The organism is Streptomyces thermoalcalitolerans (genome assembly GCF_039525155.1).
Lineage (GTDB): Bacteria > Actinomycetota > Actinomycetes > Streptomycetales > Streptomycetaceae > Streptomyces > Streptomyces thermovulgaris.
In genome coordinates this window covers 45,531-72,156 of the sequence record NZ_BAAAHG010000034.1, presented here as the reverse complement: position 1 = coordinate 72,156, position 26,626 = coordinate 45,531, and the positions used below count along the sequence as shown (strand labels likewise).

At 67.9% G+C, this 26,626-nt stretch carries 16 protein-coding genes; 6 read left to right on the top strand and 10 right to left on the bottom strand.

Annotated features, from left to right (window positions below; genetic code table 11):
- Nucleotides 1-785: 785 nt before the first annotated feature.
- A complete protein-coding gene (locus ABD224_RS19345; protein ID WP_344051529.1) occupies nucleotides 786-1,223 on the bottom strand; it encodes a nucleotidyltransferase domain-containing protein in 438 nt (145 codons plus the stop codon).
- Nucleotides 1,224-1,525: 302 nt separating this feature from the next.
- On the opposite strand from ABD224_RS19345, the gene ABD224_RS19340 reads away from it, so the two are divergent.
- The 3 genes from ABD224_RS19340 (at nucleotide 1,526) to ABD224_RS19330 (ending at nucleotide 8,059) form a co-directional block, all read left to right on the top strand.
- Nucleotides 1,526-1,786, top strand: coding sequence for a hypothetical protein (locus ABD224_RS19340; protein ID WP_344051527.1), 261 nt, complete (start codon nucleotides 1,526-1,528; stop codon nucleotides 1,784-1,786).
- A 1,196-nt stretch (nucleotides 1,787-2,982) separates the two neighbouring features.
- Nucleotides 2,983-4,872, top strand: a complete 1,890-nt coding sequence (locus tag ABD224_RS19335; RefSeq protein ID WP_344051525.1) for a serine/threonine protein kinase — start codon at nucleotides 2,983-2,985, stop codon at nucleotides 4,870-4,872.
- 859 nt (nucleotides 4,873-5,731) lie between these two features.
- Nucleotides 5,732-8,059, top strand: a complete 2,328-nt coding sequence (locus ABD224_RS19330; protein WP_344051523.1) for an MGH1-like glycoside hydrolase domain-containing protein — start codon at nucleotides 5,732-5,734, stop codon at nucleotides 8,057-8,059.
- Nucleotides 8,060-8,236: 177 nt separating this feature from the next.
- Here the strand turns inward: ABD224_RS19330 and ABD224_RS19325 are convergent, their stop codons facing one another.
- A complete protein-coding gene (locus tag ABD224_RS19325) occupies nucleotides 8,237-8,953 on the bottom strand; it encodes a TetR/AcrR family transcriptional regulator (RefSeq protein ID WP_344051521.1) in 717 nt (238 codons plus the stop codon).
- Nucleotides 8,954-9,127: 174 nt separating this feature from the next.
- Between ABD224_RS19325 and ABD224_RS19320 the strand changes: the two genes are divergently transcribed.
- A complete protein-coding gene (locus ABD224_RS19320; RefSeq protein ID WP_344051535.1) occupies nucleotides 9,128-10,747 on the top strand; it encodes a CocE/NonD family hydrolase in 1,620 nt (539 codons plus the stop codon).
- Between the two features lie 27 nt (nucleotides 10,748-10,774).
- Here the strand turns inward: ABD224_RS19320 and ABD224_RS19315 are convergent, their stop codons facing one another.
- The 3 genes from ABD224_RS19315 to rph form a co-directional block, all read right to left on the bottom strand.
- Nucleotides 10,775-12,145: an SMI1/KNR4 family protein gene (locus ABD224_RS19315; protein ID WP_344051519.1), complete on the bottom strand. Its 1,371-nt coding sequence runs from the start codon at nucleotides 12,143-12,145 to the stop codon at nucleotides 10,775-10,777.
- Between the two features lie 426 nt (nucleotides 12,146-12,571).
- Nucleotides 12,572-13,426 carry a GNAT family N-acetyltransferase gene (locus ABD224_RS19310; protein ID WP_344051517.1) on the bottom strand — a complete coding sequence of 285 codons (855 nt, stop codon included), beginning with the start codon at nucleotides 13,424-13,426 and terminating at the stop codon, nucleotides 12,572-12,574.
- 98 nt (nucleotides 13,427-13,524) lie between these two features.
- The gene (rph, locus tag ABD224_RS19305) at nucleotides 13,525-16,122 is read right to left on the bottom strand and encodes a rifamycin-inactivating phosphotransferase (protein WP_344051515.1); all 2,598 of its coding nucleotides are present in this window, start codon (nucleotides 16,120-16,122) and stop codon (nucleotides 13,525-13,527) included.
- Between the two features lie 727 nt (nucleotides 16,123-16,849).
- Here rph and ABD224_RS19300 point away from each other — a divergent pair.
- The gene (locus ABD224_RS19300; protein ID WP_344051513.1) at nucleotides 16,850-17,374 is read left to right on the top strand and encodes a hypothetical protein; all 525 of its coding nucleotides are present in this window, start codon (nucleotides 16,850-16,852) and stop codon (nucleotides 17,372-17,374) included.
- A 152-nt stretch (nucleotides 17,375-17,526) separates the two neighbouring features.
- Here ABD224_RS19300 and ABD224_RS19295 read toward each other — a convergent pair whose 3' ends face one another.
- Entirely contained in the window at nucleotides 17,527-17,892 is a 366-nt protein-coding gene (locus ABD224_RS19295; RefSeq protein WP_344051511.1) for a YybH family protein, read from the bottom strand.
- A gap of 98 nt (nucleotides 17,893-17,990) precedes the next feature.
- Between ABD224_RS19295 and ABD224_RS19290 the strand changes: the two genes are divergently transcribed.
- Nucleotides 17,991-18,884: a LysR family transcriptional regulator gene (locus ABD224_RS19290; protein ID WP_344051509.1), complete on the top strand. Its 894-nt coding sequence runs from the start codon at nucleotides 17,991-17,993 to the stop codon at nucleotides 18,882-18,884.
- Nucleotides 18,885-19,682: 798 nt separating this feature from the next.
- Here the strand turns inward: ABD224_RS19290 and ABD224_RS19285 are convergent.
- The 4 genes from ABD224_RS19285 to ABD224_RS19270 form a co-directional block, all read right to left on the bottom strand.
- The gene (locus ABD224_RS19285) at nucleotides 19,683-23,111 is read right to left on the bottom strand and encodes an SAV_2336 N-terminal domain-related protein (protein WP_344051507.1); all 3,429 of its coding nucleotides are present in this window, start codon (nucleotides 23,109-23,111) and stop codon (nucleotides 19,683-19,685) included.
- A 3-nt stretch (nucleotides 23,112-23,114) separates the two neighbouring features.
- The gene (locus tag ABD224_RS19280; protein ID WP_344051504.1) at nucleotides 23,115-24,062 is read right to left on the bottom strand and encodes an AAA family ATPase; all 948 of its coding nucleotides are present in this window, start codon (nucleotides 24,060-24,062) and stop codon (nucleotides 23,115-23,117) included.
- Nucleotides 24,059-26,170, bottom strand: a complete 2,112-nt coding sequence (locus ABD224_RS19275) for a VMAP-C domain-containing protein (protein WP_425581011.1) — start codon at nucleotides 26,168-26,170, stop codon at nucleotides 24,059-24,061. Before ABD224_RS19275 ends, ABD224_RS19280 begins: the two co-directional genes overlap by 4 nt.
- A 64-nt stretch (nucleotides 26,171-26,234) precedes the next feature.
- Nucleotides 26,235-26,501 (bottom strand): CU044_2847 family protein, encoded by a 267-nt coding sequence (locus ABD224_RS19270; protein WP_344051531.1) that lies wholly within the window; start codon nucleotides 26,499-26,501, stop codon nucleotides 26,235-26,237.
- Between the last annotated feature and the right edge of the window lie 125 nt (nucleotides 26,502-26,626).

Sequence of the window (26,626 nt, the reverse complement as noted above, 5' to 3'; positions counted from 1 at the left end):
AGAACTGGAAGATCGTAAGGAACTGCCAGCTCAAGGGCGATAGCGTCCACCGGGCGACCAATGACGTCACCCGCATGCACAACCCCACCCCCGCCGGGTAACGAAGAAACAAGCAGGTCAACCCGCATGCCGTAAACCATCTACAGGACAACACCCAGATCGGCTAACACGACCAAACTGGACGGCAGCCCAACCCAACCGCCCGAAGCCCCGCAAAAGACCAGACCAGGCACAGCAGCAGAGAACACACATACACCAAACCCACGGCTGGCACCGGCTACGGCTCCTCAGCAGCGGCGACAGCACATTCAAGTACGGCCTGGGCAGCAAGGACATGGACGGCGAACAGTACTCCACGTTCTCCGTCTTCGTCCACGACGGTAACGGCATGGTTCACCACTTCTACTCCACCCACCCACGCATGGCCAACGACATCGACGAACGCGGCATCGACCTCCTGACCCCCACAAGGCCGCGACGACTGGTACCCGAGCCTCGACTACTGACCCACAACGACCGGCGGTGCCGGCTCCAGAGCCATGCCAGACATCACGGCGCGTGCTCCGGGCGGCCAAGCGGATGCACAGCACCGCTGCACGCCCATAAAGAACGCAGCTGAGGGCATCGCGCCGTCGGTGCGGGCCCGGCTGACGGCGTAGTCCAGCAGACACTCCAGTGCACGCACCGTCAACTGCAAGTGCAGTCCGCCGACCATCACCGCACCCCCATCGACCTCAGCAACCACCCCAACAAGCGCGCCAAGGGACTCGCCGGCAAGCCGACGATCAGCTGCAGGCGGCGAGGAGGTCGGCAAGGATACCCGCTGGATCGTGCAACACCCGGGCGCCGTCGGTGACGACACGACGCGTCCCATGATCAACAGGATCTGTCCTTGCCCAAGCCGGGGAGCCGATATCCAGCTCGACTTCCAGGCCGGAGACCGTGGAATAGCGTCGTTCTGTGATCGCTCCCCATGACTGGGTGCGGGTCAGCCCCAGCCCGAGTTCCACAGCCCAGGCATCCTCAAGGAGGTACCGGGACTCGTCCGTGGTGAGCAGGACAACGTCGATGTCGGAGTCCGGTCGCGCGGCATTGCGGGCGCAAGATCCCACCAGAAGCAGACCGACGATGTCTGCGCGGCCCCGCGCCCAGCATGTGATCCGGTCGATGACCCCATTGATTTCAGCGGCCCGCTCCGGCGACAGCGCGGTGGGAAGATTCACTGACCGATCGTCGCGATGCATCTCGAATGTCCCTCACCGAATAGCCGACGCCAGCATCGGATAGCTTCTCAGGCCAGCGCCGCGACAGCAGGGTCAGAATCGCCTGGCGGCGCCCACTGCTCACTTCGGGGTTCATGACGGTCCTTGTCGGGTTGCAGCTGATGTCTGGGGCTTTGCCTTCACATCCGGGCAGCGGGACAAAGCCCGGAAGCAGCAAACAGCCTGACCAGACCCGTCGGGGGCTGGCCTGGTCGGGCTGTTTGCCGAAAATATGGAGTCACTTGGCCCAGGGAAGCGGGATCTTGTCCTTGCTGCCCGGCATCATCCGCCTTGCCGCCAACAGTCATGGCGACCAGCGCCTCTGCGGGACCGCCCACGGCCTTGAGCTACCGCACCGCGCCGACGGACACGATGACCGCCTGGCCGCCTTGGCCCGCCCGGTCCTGCCGTCCACCTCAAGCCCGACAGCGGCATCCCACCTGTTCGCGGTCGATGATGTGAACGGCGTGGACGAGTCGGCGTCCAGCTCCACCCGCCAGATGTCGACCTCGGCGCCGCCCTGACTGGGGCCCGCCAGACCGAACATCGAGTCGGCGGGCGTCTTGGCCGTCTGCCGTCCGCCCCTACTGGGGATGCACATGGCATCCCTCCTGTATGTCAAGATGAACCACGGCGGGGCCACGACCCACTCGAGCGCACCGAGCTCACCTTCCTGCTCGGGATGGTCTTCTCGAGCGCCGGTCGCACCCCGTCGGCGGCCGGCGAAAACTCGTCGTGCTGGCCGTCAAGGTACTGAAGCACCTGACCCGTAGCCGGGCGGATCCTGCACGAACTGGAAACGCAGCTGCCCAAGCAGCTCCACGAAACCGGCCTGCAGATGTCACGAGCCGAACTCGCGGCCGTCATCCGGACCCTGGTCGGCGACTCGATCCCGCTGCTGCGTCCCGTGTGGTGATCCAGCCCACGCCCCACAGAGCATCAGAGCAAGCAGGAGAAGGGCAACGAAGGCATACAGGACGGCGGCCGCACCAATGAATGAGCAGGGTAGCGATGCGCAGTTCGCCACTGGATGTGAAGACGACCGGCACCACGGCCGCTTGCGGCTTGAGCAGATCCCGCACCCGCGCCCACTCGGCCCGCTCATGTCCGAGGCGTACCAGGGGCGGCGCTGCGGCCGGTCGGCCGCGTTTCCGAACCGATGGGCGAGACAGCCGCACCCAGGAGTGGACAACTGGACTCAGCGACCATGGCCATGCGATACCAGGGCTTCTTGCTTCTCGCTGGACTCGACAACCGCGAGCTACCAGGAGGCCCCTTTTTTTTCCTTCATGCCTCTGCATCGGCCAACTCACCCGAATCAGCGCCTCGTTCGAACCTGATCGACTCCACGGGCGGCTGGAGAACAACCAGTTAGTAGTGCTCCGTTAGGATCTGCCCTGTCTGTGGTGGCTTCGCAGGGTAGGTAGAGATCATCCGCAGATGGTGCATGTGCCAACCCAGCGCCTCAGCAAGTCCTTGAGGACATCAAGGACCTGGTAGGGGGTCAAGCGGGTGTGTGGACCTTTGGGTTGGGCCGCCTCAGGGCGAGAAAGGCCTGGGCGGCGGTGACGAGGGGGTGTGGCGGTGCCGCTTTGGCCACGCGCCGTTCAAGGCAGCGGACGTCCAGCTTGGTTGACCTCCCAAGAACGTCTCTGCACGGTACCCGCTCCAGGATCTGGCATGGCACTGTGGTGCCGGCGCCATGATGAGGGGGACAAAGATGGCCGGGCCGAGGATTTATCCGCTGAGCAGTGACGATCCGGTGCAGTTGGGGCCTTACCGGCTTTTCGGCAGGCTGGCCTCGGGCGGGATGGGCAGGATCTACCTGGCCCGGTCGGGCGAAGGCGGACAGCTTGTCGCCGTCAAGACGCTGCTGGCGGAAGGTGTCGTCTCCGACGCCGACCGGCGGCGCTTCGCGCGCGAGGTGACACTGGCCAAACGGATCGACAGCGCGTACACGGCCACAGTGCAGGACGCGGACCCGGATGCCGAACTGCCCTGGATGGCCATCGACTACATCGCGGCTCCCTCGCTGGCGGAGCTGGTGCGGACAGCCGGTCACATCCCGTCGTCGACGGCCCGGTGGATAGCCGCGGAGACCGCACAGGCGCTGATACTGTTGCACAGTGCGGGCATCGTCCACCGCGACCTCAAACCGCAGAACATCCTCCTCCCGCTCAGCGGCCCGCGCCTGATCGACTTCGGTATCTCGCACGCCACCGACATCACACGGACCAGCCTTACCCTGGGCACGATCGCGTTCACCTCTCCCGAGCAGGCGCGCGGCGAGCCCTCCACCACCGCATCCGATGTCTACTCGCTGGGTGCGACCGTGTTCTACCTGGTCACCGGCCGCCCTCCGTACCCGGAGGGCGAGGACACACTTGCCCTGCTGGCACGGGTCTCGCGCGGCGAACTGGATCTGACCGGGCTGCCGAAGGAACTGGCGCCGCTGGTCCGCCCCTGTCTGGCCGTCGACCCTGCCGACCGGCCGGGAACGGACGAGGTTCTTCGGGAGTGCACCAGGACGCAGGCCGAATTGCCGAGCCGGGCCGACGGCAGCCGCTTCCTTCCCCCGCGGTGGACGGAGCTGATCGAGGCGTACGCGCGGCATGGCCACGCACTTGCCGAAGGAGGCCCTGCCCCCGAGGCGCCGACGGTCGACCAGCGGACACGGGCGGTCCCGCCGCCCGGGCCAACGCGGCAGTACACCCGCGATGTCCACATCCCGGAGCGGGAGCGCCGGCGCAAACACGAGGAGCAGGAACGGGGCGAGGCCGAGCCGACCGAGCGCGAGGAGGCTCGGCGCGCGCAGCAGGAGCGTCAACGCGACACGGGCGCGGCCGCTGCCATAGGCCAGGGTGTCCGGTCCCGAGCCTCGGGAGCCGCTTCCGCGGGCGGCAGGACCACGGGTACAGCCGAGCCGGGCCTCACCGCGCCGACGCCCCCCTCCGGGAGGGGCAACGGCACAGATTTCTGGAAGGGAATTGCCTGGGTAGTGGCCGTCCTGGCTCTCTTCCACGTCCTTCCCACCATCCTTGACTCTTCCAACTCGTCCTCGGGCAGAAGCAGTCCGACCTATTTCCCCACCCCGACGCCGCCCCGCACGCTCGAACCCGAGGATCTGGCCTTCGCCGCTGTGCGGGCCGGCGACTGCCTCAACACCTACAGCAACGGTTACGGCGGGTGGTCCTCCTCCGTCCCCGAGCGGGTGCACTGCGACTCCGCGGACGCCTACCTCCGGGTTACCGCCACCAAAAAAACCGGTACGAGCGACCCGGACTGCCCTTCGGGGAATGGCCGGGGCGAGTGGACGCACATCACCGCCACGAGCACGGCCATCACCCTCTGCCTCACCCGCCAGTACCGCAAGGGCCAATGCTTCCCGGCGAAGATCGACAACGACTCCGTAAGCGCCGATCTGATGGTGGTCTGGAGCTGCAGCCGCGACACCGTGCCTCAGGGCTACAACCAGATCCTGCAGATCACCGGGTACTTCAAGGCACCGAGATCACTCAGCGGCGACATCTGCCCGTCTGAGCCCGGCCACTACTTCTACTACTGGCTGGTCGACAACAAGGAGAACTTGATCTGTGCCGAGATCGCCTAACGGGTCTTGCTGAGCCGCAGAGCCTCAGTGCCGCAGCCGCCGGCAGGTGGGTACTTTCATCGCCTGAAGCACGTAACCTCTGAGGTCGGACCGTGCCCCTAGTGGTCGGCCGGGAGGCCGGACTGCCAATGGGATGGCGTGTCCGCCGATTGGGGCGTGAACACTGGGTCCCTCAGCAGTCGGGGAGCCGGGGGAATCTCAGGGTGATGGCAGAGCCGACATCGGGGGTGAACAGCAGGTCTGCCGTCCTTGGGGTATGCGCGATCTTCGGCGGCTGCTGCCTCAACAACGGGTCCGCGCTGGACGGCGGCCACGTTTCCGCCCCATGCTGCCGGCCGGGCGCGGCTGCCGGCGGTGACCGTAATTCCGTGACCGACGGCGCGGAGACAGCCGTTGCTCCCGGCGAGCAGCAGCGCCCCGGTTCCGCACCGTCGGCAGACCCTGCGCGGCCGTGAATTCCATCAACTCCTCGCCACCGACGGGTGTCTTGACCGGCCGCAGCAGAACGGCGGTGCAGGCACCGGCTGGGTGCAGGTCAGTCTTTTCCGGTGTTGCGCAGGCTCTTCAGCCATGGGCCCGGCCGTGGCAGTCTGAGTCGGGAGCTTCTGGGAGACAACGTTGTCGGGCGTTGTGCGTCAAGTGCCCGGGCGCCTTGTCCACTTGTTCTCGCAGGAGGGGTATGCGCATGGCCCTCGATCGTCGGCGGTTCCTTCACAGCGGCGCTGCGACCCTGGGCGTGGCCGCCTTGAGCGGTGCGGCACCGCCCGGCACAGCCGCACGTATGAGTGCGCCGGGCAGCCTTCCGAGTGAGATGCCCCCGGCCGGTGAGCGGCCGGTCGTGTCCCCGTTGTATCCGGAAGTGGGTCCCGGAACGGCCTTCCTGGACCACCGGTCACTGCTGGGCGACCTGCCGGAGGCCGAGTGGTACGAGGCGAACATCCCCTTCGTCGACCTGCCCGACGCCGAGATCCAGGACACCTACTACTACCGGTGGCGGGTGATCAAGCATGCCCTGAAGTACACCGGGCCCCGGGAGGGGTGGATTTTCTCGGAGTTTCTGGGGCCGGTCGGCTACTCCGCGCCGTATGGCGGGATCAATGCCGCTGCCGCTCACCACATCCGCGAGGCGCGCTGGCTGCGCGACCACCGCTACCTCGACGACTACATCAACTACTGGCTGCGCGGCAGTGGCTCGGGCCCCAAACCGGCCACGGACTTCCTCAACAAGAACACCACCGACTGGGCACACCAGTACTCCTTCTGGGTCGCGGATGCCGTTGTGGCCCGGGCGTCGACCGACGGCAGATGGGAGTACGCCCTGGGTCTGCTCGACGCGCTGGAGCGTCAGTGGACGCGGTGGGCTCCGCAGTTCGACGCCGAGGTCGGTCTCTACTGGCAGACACCGGTGTGGGACGCGATGGAGTACACCGCGAGCTCTTACCAGAGCGACGATCCGTACCACGGTGGTGAGGGGTTCCGTCCCACTCTCAACGCCTACCAGTACGGCGACGCCAAGGCGATTGCCGCGCTTCTGCGGCGCCGCGGTCACAGGGGCGACGAGGCGAAGGCCGCCCGCTACGACGAGCGTGCCCGTGCTCTGCAGGTGCAGCAGGAGCGCTGGCTGTGGGACGAGAAGGATCAGTTCTACAAGCACGTCATGCGGGACAGGAATCCCGAACGGCGCAAGATCGCCGACCGTGAGCTGATCGGCTTCCTGCCGTGGTACTTCCACATGGCTCCGGCGGGCAACGCGGCGGCATGGGCCCAGCTGCGCGATCCTGAGGGCTTTTCCGCGCCTTTCGGTCCCACCACGGTCGAGCGGCGCAGCCCGTGGTTCATGTATCAGGCACTCGAAGGCTGCTGCCGCTGGAACGGTCCGAACTGGCCGTTCGCCACCAGCCAGACGCTCACTGCCCTGGCCAACCTCCTCATCGACTATCCCGCCCAGCCCTATGTCGACCGTACCGACTACTACGCTGTGCTCCGCGCCTACGCTCTGACCCACCGCAAGGACGGCAAGCCGTACGTTGCCGAGGCGCATCATCCCGACGAGGACCGCTGGATCTACGACAGCCGCGGGCACAGCGAGGACTACAACCACTCCACCTTCAACGACCTGGTCCTGTCCGGGCTGCTCGGGATCCGTTCCCAGCCCGATGACACCGTTTTCCTTGCACCGCTGGTACCGCGTGAATGGGACCACTTCGCCGTGGAGAACCTTCCCTACCACGGACACAACCTCAGCGTGCTCTTCGACCGCAGCGGCCGGCACTACGGACACGGAGCCGGCCTGAGTGTCTGGCTGGACGGCCGGCGCATACACCGGCAGACCGGTCTGGAGCCGGTGACGCTCACCATCGGCAGGACCAGGCGGCACAGCCTGCCCCGCGAGGTCGACGACCTGGCCAACGTCGAGCAGAAGGGCTATCCCCTCGCGCGTGCCTCGTACACGTTCCCCCTCGACAGTCCGGCCAAGGCCATCGACGGACAGAACCTCCATCTCGACACACCGTCGTCGCGGTGGACCAACTACGGCAGCCCCAACGCCGTCGACTGGCTCGCCGTGGACTTCGGCGTGCCCACCCCCGTGTCGGACCTGCGCATCTCTTTCTACGACGACGGCGGCGGAGTCCGCACCCCCGACTCCTACGAACTCCACTACCTCGGCCGGGACGGCAGCTGGCATCCCCTGCCGGGCCAGCACCGCATTCCGCGAACCCCCCGGCCGGGAGCCCTCAACCGGATCCTGCTGGACAGGACTGTCACCACCACCGCCCTCAGACTCACCGCCACACGTACCTCGGGCGGCGCCGTGGGGGTCACCGCCTGGCAGTCATGGCGCACAGAGGATCCCCGTCTCGTCCTCGCCGTGAAAACACCGTCTCATGGCTTCGTCCCCGTGGTGCCGGGCAGAGCCGTGAAGGTCACCGCCACCATCACCGCAACAGCCACCGTCGTCGTCAGCTCCCAGCTGCTCGTTCCCGACGGCTGGAAAGCCCTCCCCCGGCAGCCGGTCAGCCCCGCCACCCTTCGGGCGGGAAAGACGTTGTCCATGCGCTGGTGGGTGACGGCTCCCGCCGACCTGCCCCGCCGTCTGCCGCAGCCTCTGCGCCTGCTGGTCCGCTCTCGGGGCAAGGGGGCGGAGCGATTCGTCACCAGCATCGTCGCTCCGGCACAAGCCGACTGACGCGGCCGTCACGGCACCGCCGCGGTGCGGCGCCCGTCCCGTCGGCCGATGCGGTGGTGCACGGTGCGGCGGGTGGCCTGGCTGGGGCGGCCGCCGGTCGTCTGATCAGGTGGTCGTGGCTTCGGACTCGGCCCCCTCTTTCTGACCAGGCCCAGCAGGGTGAAAGGCGGTGCGGAGTCAGTCGGTGTCGAGGCCGTTGACCAGGCGGTTGAGGAACCGGGTGAAGGTGGCTTCGGGGGTGAGAGGGCGTCCGGGGGCGGCGAGAGCTTCGGCGAGTTCCGGATGGTTGCCGTCCGCGGCGACGGCGGCGAGGTAGCGGGCTTCGGCTGCGGCGCGGTCGGGTGACCGCGAGGCCTCGGCCTGTGCGATCTCGTAGGCGACATGCCCGGCCACGAATGCGGTGAGCTGAGCGAAGATCTCCAGCTTCGCCGCACCGTCCAGTCCGGTGGGCCGCAGGGCGGCAAGCGCGTGTTCCAGGAAGGCCAGGGTGTTGGGTCCGGGGATGCGGCGGGTGGACAGGGCGGCGGGCAGCCAGGGGTGCCGCAGCATGAGGTCGCGCTGGAGGTGGGCGATGGCCTTCAGGTCGGTGCGCCAGTCGCCGGTGAGTGTGTTCGTGGTCGGCAGTTCGCCGCTGACGTGGTCGACCATCAGGTTCAGCAACGTCTCCTTGTCAGGGGCGTAGCTGTAGAGCGACATGACGCCGGCTCCGACCCGTGCGGCGACTTTTCGCATGGTGACTGCTTCGAGCCCCTCTGTGTCCGCCAGGGCGACGGCCGCCGCGGTGATCACCTCTCGGCTGTAGGCAGGCTTGCGACCTCTGCGAGGCCGGGCAGGGCTCAGCCAGAGCTGCTGAGGGTCGACACCCGGGGCGTCGGCTCCTTCGTCACGGGGCATGGCCCCACGCTCCTTTCTTGATCGGCGGCCCTTGCGCACCCCAGTCAAGCATCCCCTGTTCTCGTACAACGTACGGAAATAGAGGAGGGGAAGATGTCGTCACGCACGCACGGTCCTGTGCCGAGGCCGGCCTGGAAACCGCCTTCCGGGAAACCGCCACTGGCCTCACGGATGATGAGGGCGGCATGGCGCCGTCTCCCGGCCAAACGGCACGACGCCGGGTGGGAGCCGGGGTTGGTGGTACCGGCAGCCGATGGCAGCCCACTGATCACGGACCACTACTTCCCGCGTGCAGAGGGCGACTTCCCCACTCTCCTGGTCCGCTCGCCCTACGGCAGGGGCCTGCCGTGGTCCCCCATGTACGGTCCGCTCTTCGCCGAACAGGGCTTTCATGTGGTTCTGCAGAGCTGCCGCGGCACCGGCGGTTCGGGGGGCGCGTTCGACCTGTGGCGCAACGAGGCCGCCGACGGCCAGGCCACGGTGTCCTGGCTGCGCGAGCAGCCCTGGTTCAACGGAACACTCGGGACCATCGGCCCCAGTTACCTGGGCTATGTGCAATGGGCCCTTGCCCTGGACCCGCCGCCGGAACTGAGGGCAATGGTGGTGCAGGTGGGCCTGCACGATCTCCATGCCCTGTTCCACGCGCACGGTGCGCTGCGCCTGGAGACCGCTCTCGCCGTCGGCACAGGCATGACCTACCAGCACCAGGGCATGGCAGCGTTCCTGAGGGCGACACTGCGCCTGCGGCGACGCCTGCGTGATGCCACCACCGCGCGGCCGCTGCGCGGGGCGTACGTGTCGGCCCTCGGGGGTGAAGTGCCCTGGTTGGACGAGGTGATGGCACGCCCGGATGCCAAGGACACGTACTGGCGCGGCGCGTCGCTGGCCAAGGCGGCGGAACGGCTTCGTGTGCCCACAAGTCTGATCACCGGCTGGTACGACGTGCTGGCCGACCAGACCTTCGAACAGTACGACCGGCTGCGTCGGGCCGGCTGCGAGACCGCCCTCCTCGTCGGCCCCTGGACCCATGCCTCCGCCCTGCAACAGGGCTGGCCCGAGGTGTTCGCCGAGAGCCTTGCCTGGCTGCGCGCCCACCTGTACGCCGACCCCTCCGGCATGCGTCCCACAAGGGTGCGCGTGCACATCGGCGGCGAGAACGTCTGGCAGGACCTCGACGACTGGCCGCCGGTCACGGTCGTCAGCTCATGGTTTCCCACCGCGCAGGGACATCTCGTCCAGCAGGCTCCCACGGACTCCGCCGCCCTGGTGTCCTTCTGCTACGACCCGGGCGATCCCACTCCGTCCCTCGGCGGCCCTCTGCTTTCCCGTACCGCCGGTCCTCGCGACAACAGCAGCCTGGAGGCTCGGGAAGACGTCCTGACATTCACCAGCCCTCCGCTGTCCGAACCCGTGGACATCCTCGGGCCGGTCTCGGCGCGATTGAGCATCTCCACGGACACCGGGCATGCCGACGTCTTCTCTCGCCTGTGCGACGTGGACCCGCAAGGCCGCTCCGTCAATGTGTGTGACGGGCTGGGCCGACTGAGGACAGACGGGCAGGAGCCGTCGCAGATCACCGTGCCGATGAGCTCCACAGCCCATCTTTTCGCCGTCGGTCACCGCATCCGCCGGCAGATCAGCGGAGGCGCCCATCCGCGCTACGCCCGCAATCCCGGCAACGGGAAGTCACCCCTGGATGCCACCACCTTCATACCGGTACGCATCACGCTCCACACGGACTCGGTACTGGTGCTTGCGCTGCGCACCCGCAGTTCCGGGCCGGCCCTGCGGTGAACGGCTGACCAGCCGGGGCGGGGTGACTCATGAGGCCGTTCCCTCCAGCACCGTGATGCCTGCGATCGGCGGCCGACCGTACAGGGCGAGGATCTCGTTGGCGAGGGCGACGGTCCGCAACGGGTTGTCCCGCTGTGAGTGGGTCTTGATGTCCGCGGCGAGAAGCCCGGTGGGCACAGCCCCCGCATCAAGGAGGACACGCCACTCCGCGGACGGGAGTTCCAGATACTCGAGGTGGGTGAGCCGGGCGATCTCACAGGGATCGGCGAGAGTACCGGGACAGGCGGAGAGAGTCCGCAGGCGCGGCAGGCCGAAGACGGGGGCGAGGCTGAGGGGTTCCTTCTCCCAGACCCCGATGCTGAGAACCTCCAGGCCAGGGTGGGCGGCAGCCTCGATGCTGGGGATGGAGGCGTGATTGACGTGGGCGACGAGTGGGGGCCGTTCGGTCCTTTGGACCGGCCGGCCGCCGCAGTGACGGCGGACGACCATGTCGGTGAGGGAGTCGGCGACCAGTTCGGCGCCGATGTACTCCTCGTGACTGATGATGATCACCTGCCCGACGTGCCCGCCCGGACCCGGTGTGAGGTCGACGGCGATGCGGTCCCCGCCGCCGTTGTCACCGAAGACGATCCAGCCCGGTGAGCCAACAAGCCCCTGCACGACGTCCTCCGGCCCCGTCTCGACCGCCTTCATGGCGCCGAACCGCCATGGCACATGCCGGGAAGTCGCGTCGGCGACGTACACCTCGTCGAGGGGAAGGAGTTCGCAGCCGATGGTGTCGTACGGCTCCCGGTAGTCGTCCCAGTCCTCGTACCGGCCTCGGACGACCTGATACAGAGCTTTCAACTCGGCGGGCAGCGGCATGCCCAGACGCGCCTCGACCGCTGCGATCTCCTCCTCTGAGGCGCCCGCCGCGTCCGGGAGCCGTTGGCGAAGAGTGCGTTGCAGCAGTTCCACATCCGCGGACGGAGCCGGTACTGCGCCCGGCACCGGCTCGGGCAGGCGGCGCACCGGCTCGGGCAGTGCCCCGTCCGCGAGGAGAAGCGTGCCCGGGTGCGCGGTCGCGATACCCGGCTCCACGGAGGAGCCCAGGTCGATCAAATGCAGCCGGACACCGCCGGGAGCGGAAGATGCCTCCACGACGAAGGAGACACTGTCGCTCCCGTCCTCCTCGAGCGCTTCAATGATCCGGCCCACGGCGTCGAACTGCTCCTGGTTGTCGGAGACCTGTGCGGCGCGCCCCGGCTGAGGCCGCCGGTACGGCAACGGAACGCTCCATGCTCTGGGACTGATCTGCCCCGCCACGTGCCCGCCGGGTGCGGTGAGCGTTTCCGCGTGGGCGGCGTGCAAGAGGCGCAGCAGGGGTTGCCAGGTGGTGAAGTCATGGAGCGAGGGCACGAGAAGACCTCCTGAAGGTGTGCTCGCTGATTCTGGATCATGGGCGGGCGCTGGACAACACAAGGTGCCTCGGAGCGGAGCGACCTGGGGGAAGGAAACCCGCCTTCGCTCTGCGGTTCGGCGCCGTCACCGACGGGTCCTGACCCGAACCCCGCATCCTGGACCACCCGTTCATCGACAAGGGGCGCGTGGCCACGGCCAAGCTGCTGAAGAAGACAGACGGCGAGCTCATACTTCGTGGCCACGGCCCGGTGGGGGCCGGGGCACGGCGACGTGCCCCGGCCCCCGGCCAGTGGCGCAGTGGGGACGCCCGCTGCGATCATGCCGGTGTCGGGGCCGGCCCTCGCAGGGAGCGCGCTGTCATCTTCTTTCCCGCGATGCGGCGGCATTCCGGCACCACCGTCCCGGCAACCCCAGCGACTGACGTCACACCAACCGCTGCTCGAAAGGCTCGGCAATCAGTGCCGTGCCCACGGTGCGGAAGCCGAGCCGGGCATAGATCCGTGCGACGGCGTCGTCGCTCGCGGACAGGAAGACGGTCTCGACGCCTCGCGATCGTGCGTCGGCCACCAGCGCAGCGGTCACCGCCTGTGCAAGACCACGACGGCGTGCGGTTGGCAGGGTTCCGACCCCGACAATCTCACTGACCGCGCCGACCGGCTGGTGCTGGCCAGCGCACAGCGCCACACCGTCCGTCACTGCGGCAGCAACGCATGTCAGGCCGGCCTGGATGCGTGCCTTCATGCGTTCCACCGATCCATCACCAGCACGGTCGCGTACCGTCCTGGCCAATTCCGTGAGCCCGGCGGCACCGACGTCGGTGCCAGGCTCGGCGAAGGCCAGGTGAGCAACGGCCAGCGCGCTCGGCAGCACGGGATCGTCCGGCGACACGCTCCGCACCACCGCGCCGCCGACCACCTCGGGCACAGCGGGAGCCGATACGTCTGGTCCGAGCACCATCAAGGGGTGCCCGTGCACGGCAAGCCCTGCCTGCTCGACCGCGGCTCGCAGCGCGGGCGCGGTCTCGGCGACCCACTCGAAACTCTCCGGGACGCCCAGCTCCCGTTGCCGGGAACGGACCCGGTTCACATCGGCAGCACTCACCTCTCCGGACCACCCCAGGGCCGGGCGTGCGTAGAAGGGCCAGCCCTGCCCTTCGCGTATGAACAGGCTCAGCGGCCCAAAGTCCTCGACTCGGGCATCGGAGCGGGGGACTGCGTCGTAGTACCGCTCAAGCCGGTTCAACAGTTCACGGCGATCACCAAGATCCGCAGACGTCACGCCAGGCATCCAAGCAGAGGCCTGGGAACGGCTGCCACCGCATATGTACTGCTACAAACTTCGGAAAGGGCTGTGGGTGGGTCTTCGGGTGAGGCCGGTCATGACAGGATTTCGACGTAGCCGTCGGTTCCGTGGACGCGGATCCGTTGTCCGTCCCGGATCAGCCGGGTGGCCTGCTCCACACCCACGACGGTCGGCAAGCCGTATTCCCGGGCGATCACTGCGCCATGGGTCATCAGGCCGCCCACCTCCGTCACCAGGCCCGCGATGCCGACGAACAGCGGTGACCAGCTGGGGTCCGTTGCGGTCGTGACCAGGATGTCACCTGCTTCGAGGTCGGCTTTGGCCATGTCGAGGACGACGCGGGCTCTTCCCTCGACGACTCCGGCGGAAACCGCGAGGCCGGTCAGGGCACCGGTCGGCACGTCGTCGCGTCGGTACGCCCCGGTGACGGCCTCGCCGTCCGATGTGAGCACCCGGGGCGGGGTGAGCGCGTGGTACGACCGGAATGCGTCCTTGCGGCGCTGGATGAGCTGGTCGTCCGCCTGACCTGAGCGCACGGTGTCGTGGAGTTCCTGGAACGTGAGGTAGAAGATGTCTTCCTTGTCGGCGATCACGTTGGCCTGCACGAGGCGCTCGGCTTCCCGTAGCAGGGCTTGTTTGTAGATGAAGAAGCGGCTGACGATGTCGTACTTCGGGTACTCCCGGTAGCCGATGAAGGTCCGGACCCGGTCGATCATCCGTTTGGTCTCGTCGGCCTTCCGGTCTCCGTCCGGCAGGGTCCGCAGGCGTGACAGGACGTCCTGTTCCTTCTGCTGTGCCTTCTGCCGTCCTTGTTCGAAACGCCGCTTGGCGGCGCCCGGTTCGAAGTTCCTGACGTTGTCGAGGATCGCGGGCACGAGGGTGGTGGGGCGCTCGCGCCAGCGTGGCCTGGTGATGTCGATCTCGCCGACGCAGCGCATGCCGTACCGGTCGAGGTAGGCCTCGATGGCGTCGCGGGCTTCGGCTCCGCCGGGAAGTTCCGCCAGCTTCTGCAGGAAGTCCTCGTCCTTGACGTCCTGCAGGAACGCCACCACCTCCGGGTGCGGGCGGATCGCGTCCGCGACGTCGAGCAACGCCAGTCCCATCTGTGAGGTGATGTTGCCGGGAGCGGACAGCGTGAGCGTGTCGGCTGCGTTCTTCTCACCCAGCCACTGCTGCAGTTTGTCGTTGAGCCACCATGTGGCCTCCATTCCCGCCATGATCGCCTGATGGTTCAGCGGGTCGCTGAGGACTCGCTTGTGTTCCTTGAAGGCCTCCAGCAGGAAGTCGAACAGCTCCGGTCCGGTCTTCGTCCGGATGTCGCGTTCCAGGGCGGCGATGGATGCCTGGCTGCGCTCGATCAGTTCGGTGACGATGGCCGGGTCGGTCTCGATCGGGGTGGGCGCGCTGTTGGCCGGTGGTGTGCCGGGGTTTGTGTCCGGACGTGAGGGGACGACATCACCGCGGTCGAGGAGGGTCTCCAGCGCGTCCCTGGTCAGCGGGTCGTTCCTTCCCATGGTGTCCAGGAGACGGGCGCGGCTTGCGGGTGAGGCCAGGTGCGGGGTGACGTCGACGAAAAGCCTTCCGCCGGCTTCGTGCATCGGCGCCATGGCCGTCAGCTGCCACACGGACAGCCCCAGGGGCTTGATGGGGTCGGTCATCATCTGCCCGTGACCGATGCAGACGTAGACGTGGTTTTCCCGGTCGTCAGTCTTTGGGATGGGGAACAGCGTGGTGATCGGCCGGCTCTGGACGATGTGGAACTCATCGCCGGCCAGGCACCATTCGATGTCCTGCGGGCAGCCGAAGTGCGCCTCGATCCGCCGCCCGAGCCGCACCAGTCGCAGCACCTGTGGGTCCGTCAGCGCCGGCTGCTTCTGCTGCTGCGGGTCGATTGCTGTTTCCTGTGTGCCGCCGCCTGGCAGAGCGTGTACGGCACGTTGTTTGGCGGCGATCGTCCTGGCGATGATTTCGTCGTGCCGGACTTTGAAGACGTCCGGGTTCACCAGGCCGGAGACCAGGGCTTCGCCGAGGCCGAAGCCGGCGTCCACGGTGGCGATCGTCCGGTTGCCCGTGACGGGGTCGGCCGTGAACAGGGTGCCGGCCGTGTGCGGGAAGACCATCTGCTGCACGACCACGGCCATGTGGACCATGCGGTGGTCGATGTTGTTGCGTTGCCGGTAGGTCACGGCCCGCTCGGTGAACAGTGAGGCCCAGCAGCGGCGGACGTGCTGGAGGACTGCTGCCGGTCCCATGACGTTCAGGTAGGTGTCCTGCTGGCCGGCGAAGGAGGCCGTCGGCAGGTCTTCTGCCGTCGCGCTGGACCGGACGGCGCAGGCGGTTTGCCCGCCGAGCCGGGAGAGCGCGTGGGTGATCGCTGCCGCGAGATCGTCCGGGATGGCGGTCTCTTCGACGGTCTGGCGGATCTGCGCGCTGAGCGTGCCGATCGCCTCCCGGTCGTCCGGGTCCAGACGTGACAGCTGATCGAGCTGGTCGTCGATGGATGGTGCTTGCGCCATGATCCGCCGGAAGGCGTCCGTCGTCACGCAAAAGCCTTCCGGTACACGGATGCCTTCGATCCGTGACAGCTCGCCCAGGTGGGCGCCCTTGCCACCAACGATCGCGGTCTGTGTCCCGTCGACCTGCCGAAGGTCCAACACGTACTGCTCGGTCACCGTGATACCTCCGGGGCAGCCGTGTTCTGTTGCACTGTGGTGGCTGATGGGCTCACCGGCGTCTCCAGGCTCTGTCGAATTCTCTCGGGCGTGTTCTCGTCGTCGGCTGCCCTCTTTTTTTGACGGGTCAGCCGGCTGCTTCGTCCAGTCGGGCCATACGCACTCCGCATCCCTGTCCGGGGTGGGCGCGACTGCACTGCCTGCCTCCGCTGCAAGGCTCGAGTCGGGCGGCATGCCCTTGATGTGTTGCCCCGCACACGCGTGCGCCCCCGTTACCGCAGGTCGTGGCCTCGGCCGACGATTCTGCGCCGTGACCCGGGTCTTGCCGCAAGCCCCCCGGTGCGCTATATGTTGAAAAGGGCGAGAGGAGAGATCTCCATCGCCTTCTTTCTTTTCATGCTGTCCGCTGGAACCGACAAGCCCAGTGCGGAACGGTCCGTGGCGGAATCCCCTTTTCCCAGCGATGGATACGGCGCTGCAGAAGTAACCGGAGGGCGGCCCTTACCGCTGGGGCATGGCGTCTCGTCGAGTACAGGCACGCCGTCAAGGTGCCTGCGTCTGCTTCAGGAGCGTCCCGGCGGGCGGCGTCTCTGTTCCCGGGCCTGTTCCCGGAACGAACGAAGCCGTTCGCACCCTGGCGGACGCGCGTAGACATCCGCCATGATCTACGTGCACCACCTGCACAGCCACTTCGAGGAAAACTGGCCCCAGCAGGAAGGGTTCGTCCATGAAAGCCGTGAAGGCTCTGAAGTTCCCAAGACTCCGTTCGGTCCTGGTCGCCCTTGCTCTGATCATCGCTCCGGGTCTCGCCGTCATCGGCACGGCGAGTGAGGCGTCGGCCGTCACAAAGATCAGTCACGCCACCGCGGTCTCGATGTTCCGCGAGGTGGGCATCACCTGGTCGTCCTCCGGCAATTGCTCGGACCGCAACGTCCCCACCTGCACGTCGTTCGAGCAGCTCAACCTCGCCACTGCCCAGGGTGCCCAGACCCTCAAGCGGGCCAGCGGCTGCGCGCTGAACATCACCGGCGGCACCGAGACAGGTCACGCCTCGGGGACGTACTCGCACTGGAACGGCTACAAGCTCGACTACAGCATGAACACGTGCCTCGGGAACTACATCAAGAACAGCTTCACCTACATCGGGGTACGCGGTGACGGTGCCCGGCAGTGGCGTTCCGCTTCGGGCAACGTCTACGCCGAAGAGGGCAACCACTGGGACGTCACGTACTACAACTGCGGCGGCTGCTGAGCCGTACCCGCACACACCCTGGGCCCGTCGTCCGGCTCGTCCTCAGCGGGCGAACGACGGGCCCGCCGGCGTTGTCGTGCAGGATGCCGGCGGGTTTGTGCGGGCGGTGTCTTCGGGTTTGTCCCTGGTCGGTTCGCAGAAGGTCGAGGGGGTCAGCTGGTGGGTGGGATGAACTCGGGCCGGTCGAGCAGGCGCAGCCAGCTTCCGTCAGGCTGGCGCCGGACGACCTGTGCGCGGGCTCCCGCCCCGTCCTTCGGCGGGGTCGAGGTGAGGGCGATGTCGCCGCTGATCAGCGTCGGCAGCGGTTGTTCCGGCTCGAAGCGGGGACGGTTGGCCAGCACCTTCTCCCACAGCGCACGGATCGCCTCCCGTCCCACCGTCAGTTCGCCGGGCGGGTAGGCCATCACCGCGTTCTCCTCGTAGAGCGCGGCGACTCCGGCCGCGTCACCGGCGTTGGACCGCTCAACGAACAGGCGGGTGATGTCCTCGGGTCGCATGGCCTTCTCGTATTCCGGCACGGGGTCCTCCTGGCGTCGGGTTCGACTGCCTCCCAGCGTGGTCGCCCGCCTGCCAGAAGTCCAACAGATGGATCTGCTGCGAACTAGAATTTTCATTCATGGAACTGAGGCAGCTGGAGTACTTTGTCGCGGTCGCCGAGGAGCAGAACTTCACCCGGGCAGCTGAACGGGTGCACATCAGCCAGTCCGGCGTCAGCGCTCAGATCCGCCAGCTGGAGCGTGAGCTCGGTGCCGAGCTGTTCGACCGGTCGGCGCGCACCGTCACCCTCACTGCTGCGGGGAAGGCCGCCCTCGAGCACGCGCGCGCCGCACTCGCCGCCGCCGGGGCGGTCGGTCAGGCAGTGGGTGAAGTGACCGGGCTGATCCGGGGGCGGATCACGGTCGGCATGGTCACCGGCTGCACCCTCACTCCGCTGTTCGATGCGCTCGCCGCGTTTCATCGGGCGCATCCCGGTGTGGAGATCTCCCTGCTGGAGGACAACTCCGACCGGCTCATCAAGAAGGTCCGCGCCGGCACCGTCGACCTGGCTCTTGTCGGGACCGCAACCGCTGCCCTGGACGGGCTGGAGGCGCTGACGGTCATCAGTGAACGGCTCGTCGCAGCGGTTCCAGCCGGGCATCCCCTGGCGAGCCAACAGCGGGTCACCTTGCGCGATCTGACCGCTTATCCGGTCGTCTGCATGCCTCCTGGTACCGGTCTGCGTACGGTGTTCGACCATGCCTGCACCGCGCAGGGCCTCCATCCTTCGATCGCGTTGCAGGCCAGCGCCGCAGAGGCCATTGCCGACCTCGCCGCCCGCGGGCTCGGCGTCGCCGTTCTCAGCGACTCGATGGCCGCCGGTCACCGTGACCGGCTCACCGCCCGCGTCATCGATGACGTCGAAACACCGGCGTTGCTCGCTCTGGTCTGGAAGAACACGCACAACCCTCCGGTGCGTGAGCTGCTCGCACACAGCCGACAGGCGTTCGCCGAGGCCGGCTCTGCTCGGTAGCAGCGTCTTCGAAGTCCGCCCGCGTCGGTCAGTGGCCGTTCCGCTTGCGCAGCCACCACCTCGCTGCACCGGGCATCCGCGTCACAGGGGCAAGGTGTTGTCTGTGTCCTTCTGGCTGCTTGGCTCAGCAGCGGTCTGGGGCGTTCTGTGTGGGGCGCCCGCTCGTCAATGGCGCTCCAAGGGGGAGAGTTGTGGTCTTGCGGCGGTGCCGGTGGCCGCGCTGCGCGTGCAGTTGGGCGGCTGCGATCAGTGTCCGGAGCGCCACCTCCCAGGTGCTCAGCCTGTACAGCAGTGCCCAGGGGTCAGGAGCAGCGAGGTCACCAGTCCGGCCGGGACACCGAGTCGCGTCCACAGCCGTCCCGGCGGTCCAACCGGCCCGTTGCCGCACAGAACAGCGTCAGCCAGCTCGAACAACGCATCCGAACAAGCGGTGAGACAAGAATGGAATTCATCCCTGAAGCGTGACAGTGGCGCTCATTCCTCATGCAGGGCGTCGCGTTGCAGCAGACTCATTCCTGCGGCCTTCATGCTGGACGTGCGTACTCCCTGCCTGGAACACATGTTTCAGATGAAGACCGCTTTAATGTACGCCATTTGCCGGGCCGAGTGATCAAGTTGAGGTGCCCTTCGGCCTCGGACGTTAAAGATCAAGCCGGAGAGCGCTCTCGGCCTTGGCGCCTGCTGGGCCGGATGAGCAACCTGTGAAGCGCGCTTAGGGCGACAAATGGACACTCAAACTGACGGCCGTCCATCAGTCCCACTCTCAGGAAGGCCCCCTGACCGTGCCCCACAGGCATGTCAAACGTCCGAACTGTCCTGGCTCGGCACATCGTCGGCCTCGGTCGGTGACGGATTTTCCGGGTCCGTCATCACCAGTGCTGCGAGGCTCAGGAAGGCTTTGGCTGTACGGGGCTTAAGCCGGGAGAGGTCGATCGCACGCTGGGATGACAGGTGGGGGTCATAGGGGATCACGACCAAGTCCCGGTAGCGTTCCAGCAGCCCGGACCGGGCGAGCCAGGACGCGGGTTCGTTGTTCAGGGTCTGTGTCACGGTGACCGCGACGCTGTCGGCCAGCGTGCCCCAGCCCCGAGCGCGCAGATCGTCAAGGAGTCCAGCGACGGGATCGTCCTGGTGCTGGAGCGTGGTGCACACGACCAGCTGGTCGGTGTGCTGGAGCACGACGTCCGCCATGTCGTCGAATTGCTTCGCCGCCCAGTCGATCAGGATAACCGGGTAGTGCCGGGCTGCCAGGGACAGGATGTGCCGGTACTCGTCGGCGTACGCTGGGCTCGGCGTGGCCCGCAGTGCGCGGTGGGCCAGTACATGCAGACCCGAGGGCAGAATGTTCATGCTGCGCCGCATCTCCTCGTACGGGGCATCCAGCGGCAGCCGAGTCAGCGTGCGGGGGGTGAAGGAGGCGTCCGGTGGCAGATGGCTGTGCAGGTCCCCGGTGTAGGGTGCCCCGTCCAGGGCCAGCACTGCTTGTCGGCGCAACGCCACGAAGAGCGACCCCAGGACGACGGTCGTGGTGAGCCGCCCGGAGTGGGGCCGCGTCCCGACGAGTGTGATCCGGCGGCTGTGTCGCAGCCGGCGGCGCACCAGCGCCAGCCTGTGGTCGCGTTTGACGCGGCCGAAGTAACCGAAGGAGGGCGGCCGGGGTGCATCGGCCTCCCTTGCCGACGCTGCCGTCAGGTCCGCCGAGCCTGGTGTCAGCTCGGGCGGCTCCACCTGCGCGCGATGCGCGTCGGGTGCGTTTGTACGGGAGTTCGGTGCGGGGCTCGTCCTACGCTGCAGTGTTGCTGCAATCGTCACGTACTGAGCGAGTTTATCGGCCACCTCACTGGCCGTCGGCCGTACCGTCGGATCAGGGTCCAAGCAGCGCAGGACGAGTTCTCGGAGGGGCTGCCAGGTGTCACCTGACCACAGCTGCATGCCCTCGGGCAGGCCGGGCAGCGGGGCCCGGGGGCGGCTGCTGACCAGCCGGAGGAGTTCGCCGAGGGCTCTGATGTTGTCCTCTTTGGTGGGCGGGACGCCGGTGCCGTGGTACTCGCCGTCGATGGCGCAGTCCGACAACCCGGTCAGCAACACCGTCCGCTCCAGCACCACCACCGAGTCCGGCGCCAGATCAGCCGGTACCAGTTCATTGAGATGGCAGATACTCAGCGCGGAGGCCAGATGGAAGCTGAGGTGGAGACTGGTAAGCAGGTCGAAGGCGCCCGTCTGGTCAGGGCCGACGTAGGCCAGCAGATCGCTCAGGCGAGGTGGCTGGGCGTTGGCACCGCCGGCCGATGGAAAGAGTTGTACCGCGATCCAGCCGGGACGGCCGTTCAAGTCGGCGTCGAGCAGTTCGGGGGCGTACCGGCCGGCCATCCGTCGCAGAGCTTCCGCTTCTGTGGTAAGCAGCTGTGCTGTGGATGTTGGAAGTTCAGGCCGTACGGTACGCACTGCCACCTCCCCGAGGTGTGGGGCGTAGCCGAGGTAGACGATCGTACGGCGGCCCAGGCGACGCCCACGTAGTGTGTACGGGCCGAGCTGAGTTGGGTCCTGCGGGGTGAGCGCGTGCCAGACCGGCGGGCGAACCACCCGGGGCGGCGGCTCGGGAACGGCGGCCGAGGCGGGCAGGCGCACCCCGAACCGGGTCATCAGCCGGCGCTCCACGGTGGTAAAGGCAGCAGATCCGGCCGGCAGCCGGTCCGTGCCGTCCGGATGGACAAGCCAGGCGGGGAAATCCGGGGAGCGGCCCGCCAGTTGCTCCAGGCGACGGCCGATGCGGCGGCTGGTGCGGGCCAGTTCACCGCTGGGTACGACGTCCAGCAGGGCGGTCTTGCACTCCTCGGTGAAGTCGAAGACTCGATGCTTGGCGGGCAGCGGCCCAGGAACCGGGGCTGGGCGGGGATGCAGCAGGCCGCCCAGGAAAACCTCAGCCAGATGAGTGGTGCGGGCCTGCCAGGGCACCGCAGACTGCACCAGCCGCATCACTGGCACGGTCAGCGGGGACACGGCAGCAAGATGGGCAGCGAGCCGATAGGCCTCCGGCGAGGCCGCGTCCCGGAAATGCTGGAGACTGCCCACCTGACGGGAGGCGACCGGGGCGTGCTGCCGGGGCCGGGCCAGCAGCGGGAGCTGCACGGTGGTACCCGGTGAGGTCAGCAGTCCGGTCCAGGTGCGCAGAGAGTCAGCGGTCGGCTCCAGCACCGGGACGGGCACACCGGTGAAGTCAATGGGCAGTACGGGGTCGCTGATCCGCCAAGCCGTGCCCGCGCCGCCGGGCCTGCGGGTGGTGGCCTGCCAGCGGTCGGCCTGGATGCCGGAGCTGTCCCACAGCGCGGGCGGCAGAGTGTGCAGGATCGCCACTGGGCCATTCTCCGCCCAGGTCAGCAGGGTGTCGTGAACCGCGCCGCTGCGCCAGCCGGAGCCCATGCCGTCGCTTACGACGAAGATCAGGCTCTGTCCGGAGGGATCGACCAGTGTGGACGGTGACAGCGTGGAGCTGTCCGGGTCGAATGGGTGGCCGCGCAGCACCGGGCCGCCCCGGGCACGGGTGTCGAAGCCGCGGACCTGGACCGAACGGAAGGCGCCGATCCGCTGAAGGGTCGTGAGCAGCTCGGCGGTAAGCCGGTGCCAGAGCAGCATGGACAGGCCGTCGTCGACCACCAGGACCAGGTTCAGCCAACGTTCCCGGCGCGGCCGGAGTACGACGTCGGGCACCCGGGTTTCGGCGAGCTGGGCGGCTGTGGCCACCTCGTCCACCTCGCGCAGCCGGGGACTCGGCCTCTTCCGTTTCAGCGGTCGCAACGCCCGCCCGATTGCCAGCTCGTCACGCAGGGCCTTCTCCTCCGGTACCAGCAGCGGTAGCGCCGGTCGACCGGGGTCCGAGGCTGATGAAGGCAGCGTGTTCGGCAGGCCGGGCAGTTCCGGGAGCTGCGGTGCGGCGTACAGCTTCGGCCGGGTCAACGCGGGCAGTTCGGGGCCGGGCCGTGGGGTGTCTGGTTCCTCGTCCGGCTCGGTGACCGGTTTCGGCAGATTCGGGGGCACGGGCTGAGCGGGGGGTGCCGTACGGCGCAGCAGCCGTGGCAGAGGCAAGTCGTGGGTGTCCTGCGGCAGGCGGCCAGCCAGCCACAGCATGTCCAGTACTTCCAGCGGATCAGGGTTGCAGCCGATGCCCTTCAGCACCCGCAGCAGCGCCCCGAGCCGGTCGCCTCCACTGTTCCCCCGCGTCCCCGGCACAGCTCACACCGTTCCCGTGAGCTGGTGCAGAACGGCGTCCAGCAGCCCGTCGGCGTCCAGGTGCACGCCGTTGGTACGCAGGAACACTGCGTTAAGCAGCTGGTCGGTGGCGAGTTCGCCAGGGGCACGGCGACGCAAGAACGCCTGGAGCAAGTCATCCACCTCCGGCAGGATCTCCGGCCCAAGATGCGCGGCGACGATGGCCCGCAGCTGCTCCTCGTCAGGCATCGGCAGATCGAGCCGGATACAGCGGCGCAAGAAAGCGGGCGGAAAGTCCCGCTCGCCGTTGCTGGTGATGATGACGACCGGGAACTCAGTGCATTCCACCCGGCCCTGCCGAACGGTCACTGTACCCCGGTGGTCGGCCGTCAGCACCTCCACCTCGGCCAACTCCTCGGGCAGCCGGGCAAGTTCGGGGATTTCGAAGAAACCCTCCTCGAACACAGTCAGAAGGTCGTTGGGCAGGTCTACGTCCCCTTTGTCCATCTCGTCCACGAGCAGCGCGCGCGGGGTGTCATGCGGGGCGAGTGCCGTGCCGAGCGGGCCGAGCCGGATGAACGTGCCGATGGAGGGTTCCGCCTCGCCCCGGTCCCGGCTCAGCGTGGTCTCCCGCAACCGCCCGATCGCGTCGTACTGGTAGAGGGCCTCCTGCACATTGGAGCGACTGTTGACCGGCCAGCGCAACAGCTCACCGAGGCTCAGCTCGTGCGCCACCGCGCGCGCCAGCGACGATTTGCCGGTGCCCGCCGGGCCGGTCACGAGCAACGGGCGGCGCAGATGCAGAGCCGCGTTGACGATGTCCGCGTGCTCCGGTGCGATGAGATAAGGCAGTGGGGCCGTACGACCGCCGGGGCCGAAGCGCCGCCAAGGCGGAGCGGGTGGCATGGTGACCGGACGGGCCACGCCATCCCCGCGAAAGATCCGCCAACTGTCGTGTGCCGACGTGGTCATCCGTTCTCCTGGGGTTCTGCCAGTTGCAGCTGGGGCATCGAACGGTCCGCGTCCGACCAGGCGAGGACGGGGCGGCCAACGTACCGGTGAGGGCTGCTCAGCCGCATCGCCCGGTACGCGCGTGTGCCCTCCGGCAGGGTGCGCACCGGCACCGGTGACAGCTGGGCCAGAGCATGGGAGCGTTCGGTCCGCTCACGGTCCCACATCACTACGGGCACCCCCATCAGCAGACAGGTCTGAACGATCTCGTCACGCGTGCGAGGCGGAACGTCCACAGCAACCCGAACGACGTCCTTGCCGGCCAACAGGGCGCCATAGACCTCACTGCGGCCCTGGGCAGGGTCGTCGAACGTCAGGAGCGCGTCCGAGTCAAGAAGTCTCCAGCGGTGGCGCCAGTCGGGATGAAAACGCTCGTGCCGGTGCAGAAGTTCTGGACAGGTGACGACGACCGGGAACTCGGCACCGAGCACCCCGGGCAGCTCGTCGGGCCCGAACGAATCGCCGTCGGTGCCGGTCATGCCCCACTCGTCCACGGCGAGATTCAACTCGGTCCGTCCAACCAGGAGTTCCAGCACCGGCCGCCCTCGGTCAGGCGCCGCACGGTACAGCGACTCCAGCACACCGAGCAGCTCGCGAGCCGCCTCGGCCCCCGAGCGGGGAGTCTCGGTGTCCACCGAGGTCTGCCGGGGCCCGCCACCCTCGTCGCACCACACCCGCAAGCGGTAGCGGTCCGCACCAGCTCGCTCCACCCGGGCCGTCACCCACGCCGGGGCCGTCCGCTCCCGCGCCGCACGCGCCCACTCCTCAGCATCCGTACGGCGCTCCAGGAGCGAGGTGGCGGGGATACCCAGCCGGTCCACGACGGACATCGTCCACAGTCGCAGGGGCGCCTGCAGCGAGGGCGGCGCGAGCGCGGCCAGGTACTCCACCACACGCAGCAGCCCCGGCACCCGCATACCGTCAGCGTTGGTACGGCTGTCGCCGGTGAGGCACTCCAGGTGCTCCAAGAGCCCCCTGATGCCCTCACTCATGGGGAGCGCGGCGGCCAGGGGCAGCGCGGCACGTGTCACCTCGGGCAGCCGAGCCCGCAGCGGCGCGGGCAGGGCATCCAAGTAGCGCGTCAGCTTGCGGTGCTCGCGTGGGGACAGCAGCCGGGGCACCTGCGACATCCGGCCGACTGCCAGCAGCGAGGGCACCGCCATCGGTTCCCGTCGGCGCAGCACCTCCGTCAGCGCGGCCAGCGCCCGCGGTTCGGTCAGCAGCAGGGCTGCGAACTCCTCGGTGGCAGGCGCGGACGAGGTGTCGTGGACGCCATATCCGCAGTGTTCCGCAACGGCACGCGCATATTCGATGCGCAGCCCCGGCGCCGGCATGTGCTGGTCCAGCAGGTCCACCAGAAGGTCGAACGCTGGATCGTCCGGATCAGGTTCCGGTGCTTCGAAGAGTATGGCCGCGCCGGCCGCCCGCAGTTCGGCCTCGATGCGCTGCCAGGGGATGCCCCAGCTGCGCCGCGCGATGTGCTGGGAGCTGTAAGGCAACGGCCGGCCGGTGACCGGGTCGTGGGGCGGCATGACGTGTCCGGCAACGATGCCCACCACCGCGTTGTCCCTGACCGACCACAGCGGACAGCCACTGTATGAGGGGCCGATGGCCATGCCGGTGGCGTCGCCGTCGACGTAACCGACTGCCTCGTCACAAGACTTGACCCGCACGTCCGCGAAGGTGTGGCTCTGCCCGCTGCTGTGCCAGGCGCGCAGCGACTGGCCGATCGTCATCGGCAGCCACTGAGGAGGCGGCACGTCGTGATACGGCTCCGCCTCCACCTGCAGCACCGCCAAGTCGCCCAGCCACTCGTGATCCTCGGCCCGCGGAACGCCCGGTGTGCCGTCCCGGCGGCGCGCGGGCACCCAGTGCGTAATCCGAGCGTCGGCGCGGACCATACGAGACCGGCCGTGCAAGACAACCGGCACGGTATGGTCGCCCGGGTGCCGCGGATCGAACGGTCTTCGTCCCAGCGCGTCGTTGACGACATGGGCACAGGTCAGCAGGTGGTTCCGGGGCAGCAGGACACCCGCGCCCACACTCTCGGAGCCGGCGGCCTTCAGCACGGAGACCACGCAGTGACGCGGGTCTGCTGCTGACGGGCTCGCCTTGATGAACCAGCCCACGCCGTCAGTCCGCGGCAGGCACGGGCCGCCAGGTGGCCGAGATGGTCAGATGGGCCTGCCCATTTCCTGTGACGAAGCCCAGCTTGAGCCCTTGTCCGACCTGCACGCCGAAGGTGACGTTGATCTCCTGCGGCGGATTCTCGGCACCCGTTACAGCGTCATGGATCTCCTGCAAGATCGGCCCCAGCGGCCGCAGTGCGCTGCGTACCGTCCCGACGGTGCGGTCGGCGACGCCCCGCCCGCCTCGGGACACCGGAACGGTGGCCCCCATGCCCTCCGGGAGATCCGCGGTCGGCTCTACGGGGCCATTCCAGGCATCTCCCGGTGCGAGCTGAAACCATACGGGTGTCCCGTCCGCCAACTGAAGTTCGCTGAAGTCCGACATCTTTGCCATTG

Excerpts from the sequence above, each read along its gene's own strand:
- ABD224_RS19290 (WP_344051509.1), top strand. The coding sequence starts at position 17,991 with ATGGAACTGAGGCAGCTGGAGTACTTTGTCGCGGTCGCCGAGGAGCAG.
- ABD224_RS19270 (WP_344051531.1), bottom strand. The coding sequence starts at position 26,501 with ATGGGGGCCACCGTTCCGGTGTCCCGAGGCGGGCGGGGCGTCGCCGAC.
- ABD224_RS19300 (WP_344051513.1), top strand. The coding sequence starts at position 16,850 with ATGAAAGCCGTGAAGGCTCTGAAGTTCCCAAGACTCCGTTCGGTCCTG.
- ABD224_RS19320 (WP_344051535.1), top strand. The coding sequence starts at position 9,128 with ATGAGGGCGGCATGGCGCCGTCTCCCGGCCAAACGGCACGACGCCGGG.
- ABD224_RS19280 (WP_344051504.1), bottom strand. The coding sequence starts at position 24,062 with ATGACCACGTCGGCACACGACAGTTGGCGGATCTTTCGCGGGGATGGC.
- ABD224_RS19335 (WP_344051525.1), top strand. The coding sequence starts at position 2,983 with ATGGCCGGGCCGAGGATTTATCCGCTGAGCAGTGACGATCCGGTGCAG.
- ABD224_RS19325 (WP_344051521.1), bottom strand. The coding sequence starts at position 8,953 with ATGCCCCGTGACGAAGGAGCCGACGCCCCGGGTGTCGACCCTCAGCAG.